Origin of the sequence: Psychrobacter immobilis, assembly GCF_904846185.1 — a bacterium.
Classification (GTDB): domain Bacteria; phylum Pseudomonadota; class Gammaproteobacteria; order Pseudomonadales; family Moraxellaceae; genus Psychrobacter; species Psychrobacter immobilis_B.
Genome location: NZ_CAJGZQ010000004.1, coordinates 144,508 through 158,530, shown reverse-complemented (window position 1 = coordinate 158,530; position 14,023 = coordinate 144,508). Strand labels below are relative to the sequence as shown.

At 41.6% G+C, this 14,023-nt stretch carries 14 protein-coding genes; 8 read left to right on the top strand and 6 right to left on the bottom strand.

Annotation, left to right across the window (positions count from 1 at the left end; translation table 11 throughout):
- Nucleotides 1-90: 90 nt before the first annotated feature.
- The 3 genes from lysS to JMW94_RS03495 all read right to left on the bottom strand — a co-directional run bounded on the left by lysS (nt 91) and on the right by JMW94_RS03495 (nt 4,495).
- Nucleotides 91-1,629 (bottom strand): lysine--tRNA ligase, encoded by a 1,539-nt coding sequence (gene lysS / locus JMW94_RS03505; protein ID WP_201601229.1) that lies wholly within the window; start codon nt 1,627-1,629, stop codon nt 91-93.
- Nucleotides 1,630-1,831: 202 nt separating this feature from the next.
- Entirely contained in the window at nt 1,832-2,923 is a 1,092-nt protein-coding gene (gene prfA, locus JMW94_RS03500) for a peptide chain release factor 1 (RefSeq protein ID WP_060491084.1), read from the bottom strand.
- 426 nt (nt 2,924-3,349) lie between these two features.
- Nucleotides 3,350-4,495, bottom strand: a complete 1,146-nt coding sequence (locus JMW94_RS03495; protein WP_045447442.1) for a beta-ketoacyl-ACP synthase III — start codon at nt 4,493-4,495, stop codon at nt 3,350-3,352.
- Between the two features lie 298 nt (nt 4,496-4,793).
- On the opposite strand from JMW94_RS03495, the gene pnuC reads away from it, so the two are divergent.
- From pnuC to creD, 4 genes are all read left to right on the top strand, one after another.
- A complete protein-coding gene (gene pnuC / locus JMW94_RS03490; RefSeq protein WP_201601226.1) occupies nt 4,794-5,552 on the top strand; it encodes a nicotinamide riboside transporter PnuC in 759 nt (252 codons plus the stop codon).
- Nucleotides 5,503-6,084 (top strand): AAA family ATPase, encoded by a 582-nt coding sequence (locus tag JMW94_RS03485; RefSeq protein WP_055125437.1) that lies wholly within the window; start codon nt 5,503-5,505, stop codon nt 6,082-6,084. The genes pnuC and JMW94_RS03485 overlap by 50 nt, the downstream gene beginning before the upstream one ends.
- Nucleotides 6,085-6,152: 68 nt before the next feature.
- On the top strand, nt 6,153-6,677 hold the full coding sequence (locus JMW94_RS03480; protein WP_045447433.1) for a TIGR00645 family protein: 525 nt from the start codon (nt 6,153-6,155) through the stop codon (nt 6,675-6,677).
- Nucleotides 6,678-6,838: 161 nt separating this feature from the next.
- Nucleotides 6,839-8,431, top strand: a complete 1,593-nt coding sequence (creD, locus tag JMW94_RS03475) for a cell envelope integrity protein CreD (RefSeq protein ID WP_201601223.1) — start codon at nt 6,839-6,841, stop codon at nt 8,429-8,431.
- Nucleotides 8,432-8,567: 136 nt separating this feature from the next.
- Here creD and JMW94_RS03470 read toward each other — a convergent pair whose 3' ends face one another.
- Nucleotides 8,568-9,251 (bottom strand): DUF421 domain-containing protein, encoded by a 684-nt coding sequence (locus JMW94_RS03470; RefSeq protein WP_201601220.1) that lies wholly within the window; start codon nt 9,249-9,251, stop codon nt 8,568-8,570.
- A gap of 332 nt (nt 9,252-9,583) precedes the next feature.
- On the opposite strand from JMW94_RS03470, the gene JMW94_RS03465 reads away from it, so the two are divergent.
- Nucleotides 9,584-10,504 carry a DMT family transporter gene (locus JMW94_RS03465; protein WP_201601217.1) on the top strand — a complete coding sequence of 307 codons (921 nt, stop codon included), beginning with the start codon at nt 9,584-9,586 and terminating at the stop codon, nt 10,502-10,504.
- Between the two features lie 177 nt (nt 10,505-10,681).
- The gene (locus JMW94_RS03460) at nt 10,682-11,053 is read left to right on the top strand and encodes an MliC family protein (protein ID WP_045447422.1); all 372 of its coding nucleotides are present in this window, start codon (nt 10,682-10,684) and stop codon (nt 11,051-11,053) included.
- Between the two features lie 293 nt (nt 11,054-11,346).
- Here the strand turns inward: JMW94_RS03460 and JMW94_RS03455 are convergent, their stop codons facing one another.
- A complete protein-coding gene (locus JMW94_RS03455) occupies nt 11,347-11,760 on the bottom strand; it encodes an organic hydroperoxide resistance protein (RefSeq protein WP_201601391.1) in 414 nt (137 codons plus the stop codon).
- A gap of 185 nt (nt 11,761-11,945) precedes the next feature.
- Here JMW94_RS03455 and JMW94_RS03450 point away from each other — a divergent pair, with 185 nt between their 5' ends.
- Nucleotides 11,946-12,803, top strand: a complete 858-nt coding sequence (locus JMW94_RS03450; RefSeq protein WP_201601214.1) for an AraC family transcriptional regulator — start codon at nt 11,946-11,948, stop codon at nt 12,801-12,803.
- 292 nt (nt 12,804-13,095) lie between these two features.
- Nucleotides 13,096-13,425 (top strand): hypothetical protein, encoded by a 330-nt coding sequence (locus JMW94_RS03445; protein ID WP_087814267.1) that lies wholly within the window; start codon nt 13,096-13,098, stop codon nt 13,423-13,425.
- 213 nt (nt 13,426-13,638) lie between these two features.
- On the opposite strand, the gene JMW94_RS03440 is transcribed toward JMW94_RS03445, so the two are convergent.
- Nucleotides 13,639-14,007 carry a hypothetical protein gene (locus JMW94_RS03440; RefSeq protein ID WP_201601211.1) on the bottom strand — a complete coding sequence of 123 codons (369 nt, stop codon included), beginning with the start codon at nt 14,005-14,007 and terminating at the stop codon, nt 13,639-13,641.
- Nucleotides 14,008-14,023: the final 16 nt, after the last annotated feature.

Sequence of the window (14,023 nt, the reverse complement as noted above, 5' to 3'; positions counted from 1 at the left end):
TAAAGAATCTGGGACCATTCCATTGAAAGCAAAAGAGCTTTCTTATGTTCAGTTTAGTCCCAGCATGGATTTATGGCAAGTAAACCAGTTCTAGCTTTCTAATTTGCGGCGCATATGCGGGAACAAAATCACATCACGAATACTGGCAGAATCGGTAAACAACATCACTAAACGGTCAATGCCGATACCTTCGCCTGCAGTTGGTGGTAAGCCATAAGACAGCGCTTCGATGTATTCTTCATCAAAATGCATCGCTTCATCATCGCCAGCGTCTTTTTCAGCGACTTGTCCACGGAAGCGTTCTGCCTGATCAGCAGGATCATTAAGCTCGCTAAAGCCGTTTGCCAGTTCACGACCCCCGATGAATAGCTCAAAACGATCGGTGATTTCAGGATTGTCATCACTACGGCGTGCCAGTGGTGACGTTTCCGCTGGATATTCAGTGATGAACGTTGGCTGACGCAATTGGTGTTCAGCGGTTTCTTCAAAGATAATGGTCTGTAGTTTGCCCACACCAAACACCTCTTTCACTTGCTGTTTAAGGGTGGTCGAGGCGTACTCTGCCAGATATTCACGGTCATTGATACGTGCCATATCGAAGTTTTCGGCATATTTTGCAATTGCATCAGACATAGACAAACGTATAAATGGCGCTTTTAGACTGATGGCTTCTTCTTGATAAGTAATCTCAGTCGTGCCCAAAATATCCATCGCCAATTCATTAAATAAGCGTTCGGTCAAATCCATCAAGTCATGATAATCAGCATACGCTTGATAAAACTCAATCATGGTAAATTCAGGATTATGGCGAGTTGATACACCTTCGTTACGGAAGCTGCGGTTAATCTCGAACACTCTTTCAAAACCACCAACGACTAAGCGCTTCAAGTAAAGCTCAGGTGCGATACGCAGATATAAAGGCATATCTAGAGCGTTATGATGCGTCACAAATGGACGTGCCACCGCACCACCTGGGATAGGATGCATCATCGGCGTCTCAACTTCCATGAAGCGCTCATTTAACATAAACTTGCGAATGCCGCTAATGACTTGACTGCGAATCATAAAGGTATCACGAGTCGTCTCATTGGTCATCAAATCAAGATGACGATTACGATAGCGAGCTTCGACATCAGCTAAACCATGGAACTTGTTTGGCATCGGACGTAGCGCTTTAGTCAATAACTGAAACTCTTCGATATGCACATATAAATCGCCTTTGCCTGAGCGACCGATATAGCCTGATACGCCAACAATATCACCCAAATCTAGTGATTTAATGGTCGCTAACGTCTCTGGGTCCAACTCTTTGCGTGCAACATATAACTGAATGCGACCCGTCATGTCTTGAATAACAATAAAGGCACCACGGTTCAGCATGACGCGACCTGCCACGTTGACCTGTGTTTTTTCGCCATTCGCCGCTTTTTCTTCAATTTCTTGTTTTGAGACGCCGTCAAAAGCGGTTTGCAAATCTTGCGCATAATCAGTACGTTTAAACGTATTTGGATACGGCTGTTTGCCTGAAGCAGTGATATCGTCTAGCTTGGCTTGCAGCTGAGCAATTAGCTCGTTAGCGTCTTCTACAACTGGGGTTTGGTCTTGGTTCTGATTGTTGTGCTTTGACATAACACTCTCAATATATATTAGATAATTAAATGGAATAAACGAAAACTGCAAAATTAAATCTATACTTATTATCATAGTCGATAGCCATAAAAAAACAGCTATAAACAAACAGACACTGTCATCTAGACAGTGTCACGCTTTTATGAATTAATGGATTCACGACCAGCTATTGAGCCTCTAGTCATTAATATCCTGATGGTTACTAATCACCACCGCCGATACTGGCCATCAAATCAGCCTGATGCTCACGCAACAGTGCATCAAGAATCTCATCCAAGTCGCCTTCCATAATGGCATCAAGCTTGTATAACGTCAGGTTGATACGGTGATCGGTCATGCGACCTTGTGGGAAATTATAAGTGCGAATGCGTTCTGAGCGATCGCCACTACCCACCAAATCACGGCGTATGGTATCTGCTGCATCAACTTGCGCCTGTACTTTGACTTGCTGGATCTTTGAAATCAGCATTTTCATCGCTTGCGCACGGTTTTTGTGCTGGCTACGCTCTTGCTGACACTCTACCACGGTACCCGTTGGAATGTGGGTCAAACGTACGGCTGAGTCAGTGGTGTTAACGTGCTGACCACCCGCACCACTTGAACGGAAGGTATCAAAGCGGATATCGGCTGGATTTAGATCTACTGTATCATCAATCTCAACCTCAGGCATCACCGCCACGGTACAAGCTGAGGTATGCACACGACCTTGGCTTTCGGTTTCAGGCACACGCTGCACACGGTGTACGCCTGATTCAAACTTTAAGCGCCCATACACGCTGTTGCCTGATACGCGAGTGATGATTTCTTTATAACCGCCATGCTCGCCTTCACTTGCAGACAGCACTTCCACTGTCCAGCCTTGTGTCTGCGCGTATTTTTGGTACATTCGAAACAAGTCACCAGAGAAAATCGCGGCTTCATCACCACCTGTACCCGCTCGAATTTCCAAGAAAGCAGGCACTTTATCATTTGGATCTTTTGGTAGCATCATGACATTGAGCGCCTCTTCCATCTCTACGATGGTCTCGCGGGCGTTATCAATCTCATCGATCATCATCTCTTTCATGTCAGGATCTGAAGCATCAGCCAGCATAGCCTCTGCATCAGCCTGATCCGTTTCTGCACGCACATAGTTCTGCCATAAAGTGGTGATATCCATCAAGTCGCTGTGCTCGACAGACAATTCACGGAATTTATTATTATCGCTGATGATACTAGGATCTGATAATAAGGCGGTGACCTCTTCATAACGGTCTACCATCTGGTCTAAACGCAGGCGTAAGGATTCTTTCATAAATGGACTTTTAATTGGATGAGAGGAATAAGACCGTGATTATAGCAAATTTTTCAGGGTAAATTAAAACCTCTAAGCATTCTTGTCGATATTCTAAGCATTCTTCCCGTTATATTCTCAAATAGCGCCTCATTCCTGAATAATATATTGCTTAAATAATGTAATTAAATGCTCATAACAAAAATAACAGACAAAAAAAATAGCTAAGATTGCTCTTAGCTATTTTTTATTAGGGCGTGTCTTCAGTTTAAAAATGGTGATAAAAGTGAGATAAGTTGCAGTCAAACAAGGAAAATAGCGCAGATAATATCAAGATATTACCTAGTTATTTGACGACGTTTGGCAAAATTTAGCCATTTTTAGCCCATTTAGACAATAATCGATTGAATTGAGGACACGACCTAGTAACAGATTTTACTTTAAAAATTAAACCTTACGCACCAACACTGAACCGATAGAGTAACCAGCACCAAATGAACAGATAACACCCAAATCACCTGATGCCAGCTCATCTTTATAGCGATGGAAAACAATCATCGGACTGGCTGAACTGGTGTTAGCAAATTCAGCAATGACACTTGGCACAATCGCTTTATCTGCTTCTTTACCAATCACAGTACGTAGGATTAAATCCAACATATTGGCGTTGGCTTGGTGCAGCCACATCATTTTAACGTCAGACGTTGCGATATCATTTTCTTGCAAATGCTCAGTGATGACCTCTGAAACCTTTGGACAGACTTCACGGAACACTTTTCGACCATTTTGTAAGAATAGCTTGTCGGTGACTGGCTCTTTAATATCTGGATACATCTCAGTCTGTGCCGCTAAGAACTCTGAGCGATCCATAAAGCCGTATTCGTTTTTGATATTGGTCGAAAACTGGGTAAATAGCTTAGAGTTAAGAATCTCATAACCTTTTGGCGTGTCTAGCTCTTCGATGATAGATGCTGTTGCAACATCGCCAAAGATAAAGTGGCTGTCACGGTTACGCCAGTTTAGATGCGCTGAGGTAATCTCAACGTTGACCACAGCGATGCGCTTAGCCAGACCAGAAACGATAGAGCCGTGTGCTTGCGATAGACCAAAAGTCGCGGCACTACAAGCGACGTTCATATCATAAGCAAAACCACCAATCATACCGATTGCATTTTGAATCTCGATAGCGACCGCAGGATAAGTACGCTGAAAGTTTGAACAGGCAAGAATGATACCATCTAGGTCATTCGCCTCAAGACCTGCATCTGCTAGCGCGTCTTTCAAAGCCGCAGTACCCATTTCTGCCATGATAGACAGCTCTTCACCTAAATGACGATAAGGAATCACTGGTGCCATGATTTCAGGATCTAAAATACCATCCTTTTCCATCACATAACGTGATTTGATACCAGATACTTTTTCGATAAAGGCCGCTGAAGAAGGCTCTAGGGCAGTCAAAGTTCCTGCTGCTATCTCGTCAGCATGCTTTGCATTATAATTCTCAACATACTTATTAAATGAATCTACTAGCTCTTCATTACTGATGCTATAAGGCGGAATATACAGGCCGGTGCCTGTGATACAAGTCGTCATGATAAGCTTCCTTGTCTACTACTATAGGGCTTGGGATAAGCATAAAAGTGGAAAAATAACAGTCGTTTGATTTCAGTGAATAACTGTAAACTTAAAATCAGAGCCTTTATTATGCCTGAATATAATTATTTTTCTAATACTTTGTTACAAATAATCTGTTTGTTGCGAAAAATAAGCAAAGTCCTGACTTCATTTTGGAGCAGCTACGTTATAATTGGCGCACTTTGCTAGCGACACATTCACAGTTCGAGCGCATAAAACTGCGAGACATAAAACCCGCTCATATTTGGGAATACTCATGGTAGAAATTTTTAACTGGTTATTTGGACAATACGCTGACTATCCCACTGTCTTTATTGCTCTGGAATTGATTGCCGTCATATTTGGGGTAGCAAGTGTCTTACTCGCCAGCAGAACCAATATTTTGGTATTTCCGATAGGCCTCGTCAGCACCGCTATATTTGTCTATCTACTATGGAAATGGCAATTATTTGGCGATATGTTTATCAATGCCTACTATACGGTGATGAGTCTATATGGCTGGATCAATTGGACACAAAGTAAGAAAAACACAGCCATAAAAAAACAGCAAGATTATATCAACCCTACTGGTCAGCAGCAAAATGAGTCGTTAGCGACTAACGTCCAGAATGCTATTCAAGTAGAACATCTCGATAAAAAAGATGTGCCAATACTCGCCTTACTAGCCTCGGCGACTATTGCCTTTGTCGCGTTGGTGTATTACTTCAGACCAGTCATCAATAATAACTTTAGTTTTGATGGCGCGGTATTAGGCTTGCATTTATTTACGTGGGTCGATTACACCGATATGCTGACCACCGCGCTGTTTTTGATGGCGATGTGGCTGATGGCGCGGCGCAAAATTGAGCATTGGATACTCTGGATAATCGCCGATGCTATTTCAGTCCCGCTATACTTTTATAAAGGTCTCACTTTTACTGCGCTACAATACGTAGTCTTCACTCTTATCGCAATTTGGGCTTACTATGAATGGCAACGACGTTACCGCTTGCAACCTAAAGCAGCATACGCCTAAATCGGTCATCAATGTCGCTATCCTAGGGGCAGAGAGCACTGGTAAGACCACGCTATGTCGCGACTTGGCAGCGCATTTTGGCTGCCCTTGGGTGCCAGAATACATGCGCACCTATCTACAAGCGAAATGGGATAAGGAACACCTCACTTGCACTTGGGAGGATTTACTCCCTATTGCACAAGGTCAAATTGAGTTAGAAAATAAACTCGCTGAACAAGCCGCGCAAAATTCTGATAGCAGCTACTTGTTTTGTGATACCAGTCTGTTTGAGTTAATGGTTTATGCCAACTGGTATTATGGCGATTGCCCTAAAGCGCTCACCAATGCGGCGTTAACGCATCATTACGACTTGATTTTATTAACCGAAGTTGATATCCCGTGGGTCGCCGATGACCTAAGAGATAGCCCACATCAACGTGATGAAATCAGTGCTTATTTTGAAAGTCAGTTGACCCGTCACCAAAAGCCATTTCATCGCATAGGTGGTGATAGAGATGAGCGGGTACAACAAGTGCTCGAATGGCTTTCTTAAACCCATCCTATACCACGTTATCAGTAAATGACCTACAACCTTACCTTTAAGAGCATTAAGAGATGTCCATGCTAAAAAACATTGAACGATACCTAGAAAAAACCATCTTTAACAGCCGCTGGATATTAGCGCCTTTTTATTTAGGGCTGGTCTTAGGGATTATTTTATTATTTATAAAATTCATTCAAAAAACAGTCATGATGTTCAATACTGTATTTAGCGCTTCTGTATCAGATGTCATTGTTAATATATTAGTGTTGGTCGACCTCTCCTTAGTAGCCAGTTTATTATTAATTATTATATTTAGTGGCTATGAAATATTTGTCTCAAAAATTGACACTGGTGATCACGTTGATCGACCTAGTTGGATGGGAAAAGTAGATTTTTCTGGTCTAAAACTAAAAGTCATCGGTGCCATCGTCGCTATTTCTGCGATTGATCTATTAAAATCATTTATGGATATTCCTAATGAATTGAGTGAGGGTGAAGCGGACAAACTCATGTGGAAAGTCATCATTCATATGACTTTTGTGTTGTCTGGCTTATTGTTTGCTATTATGGATAAAGTGGTTGGTGATACTAAAAAACACTGATGCCAGAAGATACTAGTATCAGAAAACACTAAGGCTTATTTTTCCACACACTCTCCATCGTTCTTACATATTTTTTCTTCACCTCTCCTCTATGCTCTTCTTTGAACCTACTGACTGTTATATGCACAGTTTTGGACTAAAGATTCATATGAGGAGCTTTCATGCAAAAAACACTATTGACTAAATTGTCCATCATCGCCGGACTTTGTATTATTTTTGCCATCGGTCTCGGTATGATTGGCTCAGTGATCTACGAACGACAAAATTATGCCGCGTCGGTGGTCAAAGAAATTGCCCAGCAGCACGTCAATCCGCAAGAAGTCATCACCCCATTTATCATCATACCTACCACAATTACGCCTGAATGTCAGGTTGCAGCACCTGAAACAACCAGTAAGTGTGCACCATCCTATTCAAAAAATGAAATTGTCTTTGCCAGTCAGACCCAAGCCATACAAGACCTTGAAGTCAGCACTGATACCTACAAACGTGGCATCTATCATGCGACCAGTTATGATGGTACGTTGACATTTGACCAGCGCTATACCTTTGATCAAGCCATCAGCAGCTTATATGAAACTACGAGCAAAACTAGTGACGCACAAGTCTCCATCAACACACCTACCAATAAAAACAACACCCAGCCCGAAAAAGCCATCATCCACTGGAACGCAGCAAAATTGATTATTCCAGTATCAGATCTGCGCGGCGTGGCGACGCTACCAACGGTGACCATTGATAAAAAACCGATAAAAGCGACCTACCCTCAGACAGCGCTGCTGAAAAATCTAACCTATGTAGAAGTAGCTATTCCGCAAAATATATTACAGCATTCAGTAAAAAATATAACGAGCCAACAGAATAGCAATAACGCCCTTGCTACGAACGGTGCTAGCGAGTCATTAACCAGTACAGAAATCGTCACTGATTTACCGTTAGCTGGTATTAGCAATGTAAACACTGTGCCGACTGGACAAAACTTTAACTTAACGATGCGCAGTAATTGGCATGCACCAAACTTTATTGGTAAGGCGCTCCCCAATGCCAAAAAACTTACCGCTAAAGGTTTTGAAGCCAGTTGGCAAAATCAGTATTTAACAATAGCCAACAATCAAGATTTGTCGCAGTGTATCAGCAGCGCTAACAACCGATGTGTCGTCACCAGTCAAGCCACTCTCGATAATAATAGCCAGTCAATGGCTTCTGGTGATGCGCTTATGGCAATGGAAGGCGCTGTTACAGCAGAAGCTACTGCCATACCTGATAGCTATCGAAACGTGCGCCTGAACAGCTTTGGTGTAAGTTTTGCTGAGCCTAATGATGTATATTTACAAACTGAAAGAACGATGAAATATGCCTTATTATTAATCTTAGTATCATTCGGCACTTTCTTCTTATTTGAAGTGATCAAATCCAGTCGTATTCACCCTATTCAATATCTGTTGGTCGGTTGTGCGCTGTTTGTGTTTTATGTCTTACTATTACCACTTGCTGAGCAAATTGTCTTTTGGAAGGCGTATGCCATTGCTGCCAGCGCCTGTGTTGGACTCATTGGTTGGTATGCTTATTATGTACTGGGCGGCGTCAAGCGAGCGGCGATTTTCACTGTCACACTGGCAGGATTGTATGCGGCGTTTTTCGGCATATTAACCACCGAAGATATGAATTTATTGCTTGGTGCTGTCTTCTGTTTTGTGCTACTCGCTTGCGTGATGGTCATGACCCGTAAAATTGATTGGTATAAAATTGCCTAACTCAGATAGGGCATGTTAAAAGCGTTTAGTCTAGGGCTGTCTTACGTTGGTATAATTGGCTATTATTAAGCCTGTCAACATAAGACCGCTCGATCTACTCATAGATAATTCAATATAGCTATCATCTCATTTATTATCATCTAATGATCTCGCTATTCAAGGCCTTCGCCCAGTCTCGACATCCATTCTCACAGCGTTCACAGAGCTGATTTGGGTCAGATATATAATCGACATAGCCGCAGTGCATACATGCATAATACGTTTCTGACTCTATCTCTTCGACGGGTTGATACTGCTTAGGGAAAAGCGGCATACCATAGCCAGTGTTTTCAGGTGGATATAACAATATACTGAAATTACCGTCCGTCTCTAACAAGCCTGTACGCACTTGACCCAAATGCTCAACCCCTTGTTGGCGCATCTCAGTAAAAAACTCATCATGAGACATTTTACCCTTTTTAATCTTATCGAGTACCAGCATTCCGTCCTCTACAATATAGAGCGACTTCCCTTCTAACAGATCTTCAAAAGGTTGGAATTCCATCATGATCCACGTGCACAGTCGATACAGCAGGATAACGGCGCTCATGACCAGCACCGCCTGAATAATCGGCAAATCCTCGTTAAACATAGGGTCACCTGCGATAGAACCCAATGATAAAATAATGGTCAACTCAAAGATTGACAGCTGACGGACGCCGCGTTTGCCCGTCAAACGCAAAAACGAAATAATCAGTACAAACATGACGCTGACACGCACCAATATCTCAAGCGCAAATGCCCAAGTGGTGTCATGAATAAAGATACTTGCCCAATCCATATTACTTTTTCCTATCTATTGTTTTTATTTAATTTACGACAATTCATTTAAGCAATCGTTCTGAGTATGCGCTTGACCCACATCACATCACTTTTGTAGTCAGCCTTTATTGTTAATTCAACTATCATCAGTCCAATTTAAAAAATACTTTTGCCTGCGAGTGCAATAAAATATGATCTGTTGTGAGAAATCTCCCAATTGACAACTAGCAACGGGGTTTTCGCACTTCAGCCAGTATTTCTGCTGGTAAAAAATCGGTTACAACAACATCCCTAAAAGTCGAATTTGCCTATTTTATTTAAAAACCAACTTCTTTATTGTAGGAATTATTTTTGAAAGCCACCTTGTACACCGTTATTGCATTAATCGCCTTTGCTGCAAACTCTCTCTTTTGCCGTATGGCGTTAGCAGAGGGTCATATAGATGCTTGGAGCTTTACCATTTTGCGCCTGCTGAGCGCTGCTGTCTGCCTAGGTATTATCATGACCATTCATGCTTATCGGTTACGACAGCACGTGCGAGAGCCTGACAGTATTGCTCACGCTGCTATTTTAAACGACAAAGGTAGCTGGTTAAGTAGTCTGAGCTTAGTGATTTATGCGCTATGCTTTTCGATTGCTTATGTAGAGTTGGATACTGGTACAGGAGCGCTGATTCTATTTTCAGCGGTTCAGCTGACGATGATTGGTTGGGGCATCTATAAGAAAGAGCAATTGAGCGGCTTACAATGGCTGGCATTTATCGTAGCGGTAGCAGGGTTTGTCTATTTGATGCTACCGTCAGCAGCGGTGCCTTCGTTACTAGCGGCGGTGCTTATGGCAATCAGTGGTGCCGCTTGGGGCATATATAGCATACGCGGCAAATCATGCGTGTCACCGCTGCGAGCCACAGGTTTTAATTTCATTCGGAGTCTGATAGCAGTGCCCATACTGTTAGTGATAAGCATGACTTACCTAGACAATATAGGCTTGGAAAACATCAATTTAGGTGACATCACTATTAAGGGCGTACTTTTGGCCTGTGCATCAGGAGCGATGGCATCTGGTATGGGCTACAGCATCTGGTATATGGCCATGCCTTTGTTAAAAAACACCCAAGCAGCAGTTGTACAACTGTGTGTCCCTATACTGGCTGCGATATTAGGCGTGGTATTTTTATCTGAGCAATTGACATTGCCATTCGTTATAGCAAGCTCGGTTATCTTGGGTGCAGTATTGGTATTTATTTTAAATAGAGAAAAAGCCCCTACGTGAAATATCCTCATTCGTTATTTAAAATAAATAAGCCAATAAAGACTGAGAGGCTTAGTGATAAAAAAGACAGATAAGATTACTACCATAGCCCTCAAACACAACATGAAGTTACATTCTCTACGGTATCATGTTGCTTGAAGTAACAACCTACTTTTACCGATACTTTTGAGGCATATTATGAAAAAATTATTAGCCGTAGCACCTTTTGCTCTATTATTGTCTGCCTGCGCCACTAATGCACCAACCACTACGACCCCAGAGACCAATACTCAGCCAGTAGTCCAATCATTCACTTGTGAAGACAACGGTCAACTCACTGCTGCTTACACTGCCAATGGTCAAACTGCTAACCTAAACGTGACCTTGCCTAAAGTTGGCTTAACCAACGCAAAAATCACCATGGAGCAAGCAGTATCAGGTTCTGGCGCTCGTTATGTCAATAATGTTAACCCTAAAACCACTTACGATTGGCACACCAAAGCGGATTACGGCATCATGACCATCAAATCAGACAATGGTCAACAATACCAAGTGAACTGCCAACTATAATAATCTTAGAAACAAGCGTAAATAATACGTGGTGGTTATTTGAATAAAATCCATGTTTGTACTCACATCTATTGAAAACGAAAGAGCCAGTAATCAAACTACTGGCTCTTTTTTGTGCTTAACTTTTCATGCCTGATAATTTGATCTTAATGATCAACATTGAATTATTCAATAAAAAACTGCCTGAATACTTTATGTACCCAAGCAGTTGAAAGTCATGTCGTTTTTATATTTGTTTATAGTTATTAGAACAGCTGTTGAATCAGTCGTTAGGTATTAACTACGGCGGACCGTTAAACCACGGTTACATGCAAACGTGCATCGACATTACCGCGAGTAGCATTAGAGTATGGGCAAACTTGGTGAGCTGTTTCTATCAGTGTTTGCGCTTGAGCCTCATCAATACCCGACACTTCAACATACAAATCTATATCTAGGTTATAGCTACCATCGGCTTTCATACCAATACCCACTTGGGTCGAGGTTTTTGAGGCAGTGATTGGCAGTTTCATTTGCTGGGCGGTCAGATTTAAAGCACTATCAAAACAAGCCGCATAACCCATTGCAAAAAGCTGCTCTGGATTGACACCTTCCTTGTCTGTTTCTTGAAAAGAGACCAGATCAAAACCTAGCGAACCATCGTCAAGACCTGTATGACCAGAACGACCACCAGTTGCCGTTGCTCGCGTTTTATAGAAAATCTTCATCATATACTCCTTATGGATTGGCATGTTATTGGTATTGGGCAATACGCTGCAAATCAATCTTACTGCGTTTTGATGCCATCATTATAGAAGTGAGCACGCTAATCTGGTAGAGCATTACTCCAGAATTCTTGCCTAATACTATAAATATTTATATCATTAGGCGAATTATAAAGTAAGCATAAATCATGAAAACAAAAACGGTAGAGCAGCTACTTAGTATATTACCCAAAAACCAAACCATCGAATCAGGCATTTCAGGCTTGTTTTTTTATTGTGCCGACAGACCAAGAAAGACTGTCAGCTATATCCAAGAACCTAGTATATGTATCGTCTTACAAGGCACGCGTGAAATTTACTTAGGTACAGATTGCCAGAAATTTGATGACAGCAACCTGATGTTCTGCCCTGTCAATATTCCTATAAGCATGCATATCAAACACGCCACTGTAGAGAAGCCTGTCATCGTATTGTCTATGAAATTAAATCTGGCGCTCATTCGTGAGGTCATGGCACAAATACCACCTCAGAAAAATGCCGATTATGAGCATCAAGGTATAAAATGGCCGTTAGAAGACATCATATTAACTGCATTCGAGCGGCTGATAGACTTGCTTAATTATCCAAATGATATAGGGTTTTTATCATATTTAATTCAGCAAGAGATTTATTATCGTCTGCTCTCAGCACAGCAAGGTCATAAGCTTCGGCAACTGATGGTTAACGGCAGTCACACCCACCGTATTGCCCAAGCTACCGATTGGCTAAAAGCGCATTTAGAAGAGCCCGTCATCATAGAAGATTTGGCCAGTCGATGCGGTATGAGTGTGTCGGGATTTCATCAACATTTTAAAGAAATCACTCAACTAAGCCCGCTTCAATATCAAAAAAGCCTACGATTGATGAAAGCACGGCAGCTTATTCAACTCGGCGAGGCACAAGTATCGCAAATCGCCATGCAAGTAGGCTATGAAAGTCCCAGCCAATTTAGCCGTGAATATAAACGGCTATTTGGAGTAAGCCCAAGCAGTGAGTTAAATATCTAGAATGAGGCCCCCACCATAATGCCCCTACTATAATGCTTTCTGACTAAGGCAATCTCTCTGCGTCTTGACAGCTTCATAAGCAACTGCGTACACAATGTAATTATCTGTTTAACAGATTCCTACACCCTCCCTCTTTCCAGCCAAACAAACGACGAAATATCTTACCCAAGAAAAAAACAGTTGACTTGGTCTATATATTCATATTATAACATATAATATATATTCATAATTTAGCAACTATTATAATAATTTTTCTACGTGTGATCGTCAGAATATTTCGGGAGGCACTAACATGATTCGTTTAAGCTATACTCTCAAATGCTGGGCATTGGGTGTCACTTATTTCTTGGTGTTTTATTTTATGGTGGTCATGAGCGACCCTGGTTTTAGCAAGTATATTTATATGCTGGCACTAAGCACCTTGCTATTCCCCGTAGCTAAGCGTGCAGTCGATGTCATGACGGATTTTTTTACACCAAACACGGTATTATTTAATGGATTATTGCCCTCATTATTGATCAACGTGGTGATTTGGATACTCACGCCATTTATTGTAGCACTGACCGTTATAGCATTCTTGCTTTATAGTATGGGTGTGCTGACAGAAAAGATCAGCCACTAATTTTACTCAGGTGCTAAATTTTAGAGCAAAGGTCATATGACGCCACCTTTGCTTTTTTGTTTCATAAAAGATTTATCCATCGCAGAAAAATAGTGACACTCAAAAAAAAAGGCTGGGTTAGCAATTGCTAACCCAGCCTTTTTATCGATAGTGAGTGAGGGTTGGTTACTTAAAATCAGTAGGGTATCCATTCGATAACCTACGCTATCAAAGCTACGCGCAAATCTCACGAATAGTTATTTGATTTTGATATTTGCCTAGAGGCCCATATTGACCGATGGGGCTAATGTTACCAATGACGCAAGTTTCGAAATATTTGTAATAGCCTTTTTGATTGAGACTTTTTGAATCTTTAATTAATAATTGCTTTGGGTCTGACACATAGTAAATAATGTTATAAGAAACGAGCTCATGAATCTCAAAGCTTCTTTTAAAACTGCCGCGTAACTGCACTTCTTTTTCTACGCTTGTTGGCGCAAATACCTTCACATTTTTATTATTACTGGCTTGTGTTTCATCACAGCCCGTACTCATAAATATAGTTGATGCAAATCCTAATATTATCAATTTACCTTTAATCATTATCCTTTATCCTGCT

What these genes read in the sequence shown, in the direction of transcription:
- JMW94_RS03445 (WP_087814267.1), top strand. Translation starts at nt 13,096, where the DNA reads ATGATTCGTTTAAGCTATACTCTCAAATGCTGGGCATTGGGTGTCACT.
- JMW94_RS03440 (WP_201601211.1), bottom strand. Translation starts at nt 14,007, where the DNA reads ATGATTAAAGGTAAATTGATAATATTAGGATTTGCATCAACTATATTT.
- JMW94_RS03455 (WP_201601391.1), bottom strand. Translation starts at nt 11,760, where the DNA reads ATGAAGATTTTCTATAAAACGCGAGCAACGGCAACTGGTGGTCGTTCT.
- pnuC (WP_201601226.1), top strand. Translation starts at nt 4,794, where the DNA reads ATGGTAGAAATTTTTAACTGGTTATTTGGACAATACGCTGACTATCCC.
- creD (WP_201601223.1), top strand. Translation starts at nt 6,839, where the DNA reads ATGCAAAAAACACTATTGACTAAATTGTCCATCATCGCCGGACTTTGT.
- prfA (WP_060491084.1), bottom strand. Translation starts at nt 2,923, where the DNA reads ATGAAAGAATCCTTACGCCTGCGTTTAGACCAGATGGTAGACCGTTAT.
- JMW94_RS03495 (WP_045447442.1), bottom strand. Translation starts at nt 4,495, where the DNA reads ATGACGACTTGTATCACAGGCACCGGCCTGTATATTCCGCCTTATAGC.
- JMW94_RS03460 (WP_045447422.1), top strand. Translation starts at nt 10,682, where the DNA reads ATGAAAAAATTATTAGCCGTAGCACCTTTTGCTCTATTATTGTCTGCC.
- lysS (WP_201601229.1), bottom strand. Translation starts at nt 1,629, where the DNA reads ATGTCAAAGCACAACAATCAGAACCAAGACCAAACCCCAGTTGTAGAA.
- JMW94_RS03450 (WP_201601214.1), top strand. Translation starts at nt 11,946, where the DNA reads ATGAAAACAAAAACGGTAGAGCAGCTACTTAGTATATTACCCAAAAAC.
- JMW94_RS03485 (WP_055125437.1), top strand. Translation starts at nt 5,503, where the DNA reads ATGAATGGCAACGACGTTACCGCTTGCAACCTAAAGCAGCATACGCCT.
- JMW94_RS03470 (WP_201601220.1), bottom strand. Translation starts at nt 9,251, where the DNA reads ATGGATTGGGCAAGTATCTTTATTCATGACACCACTTGGGCATTTGCG.
- JMW94_RS03480 (WP_045447433.1), top strand. Translation starts at nt 6,153, where the DNA reads ATGCTAAAAAACATTGAACGATACCTAGAAAAAACCATCTTTAACAGC.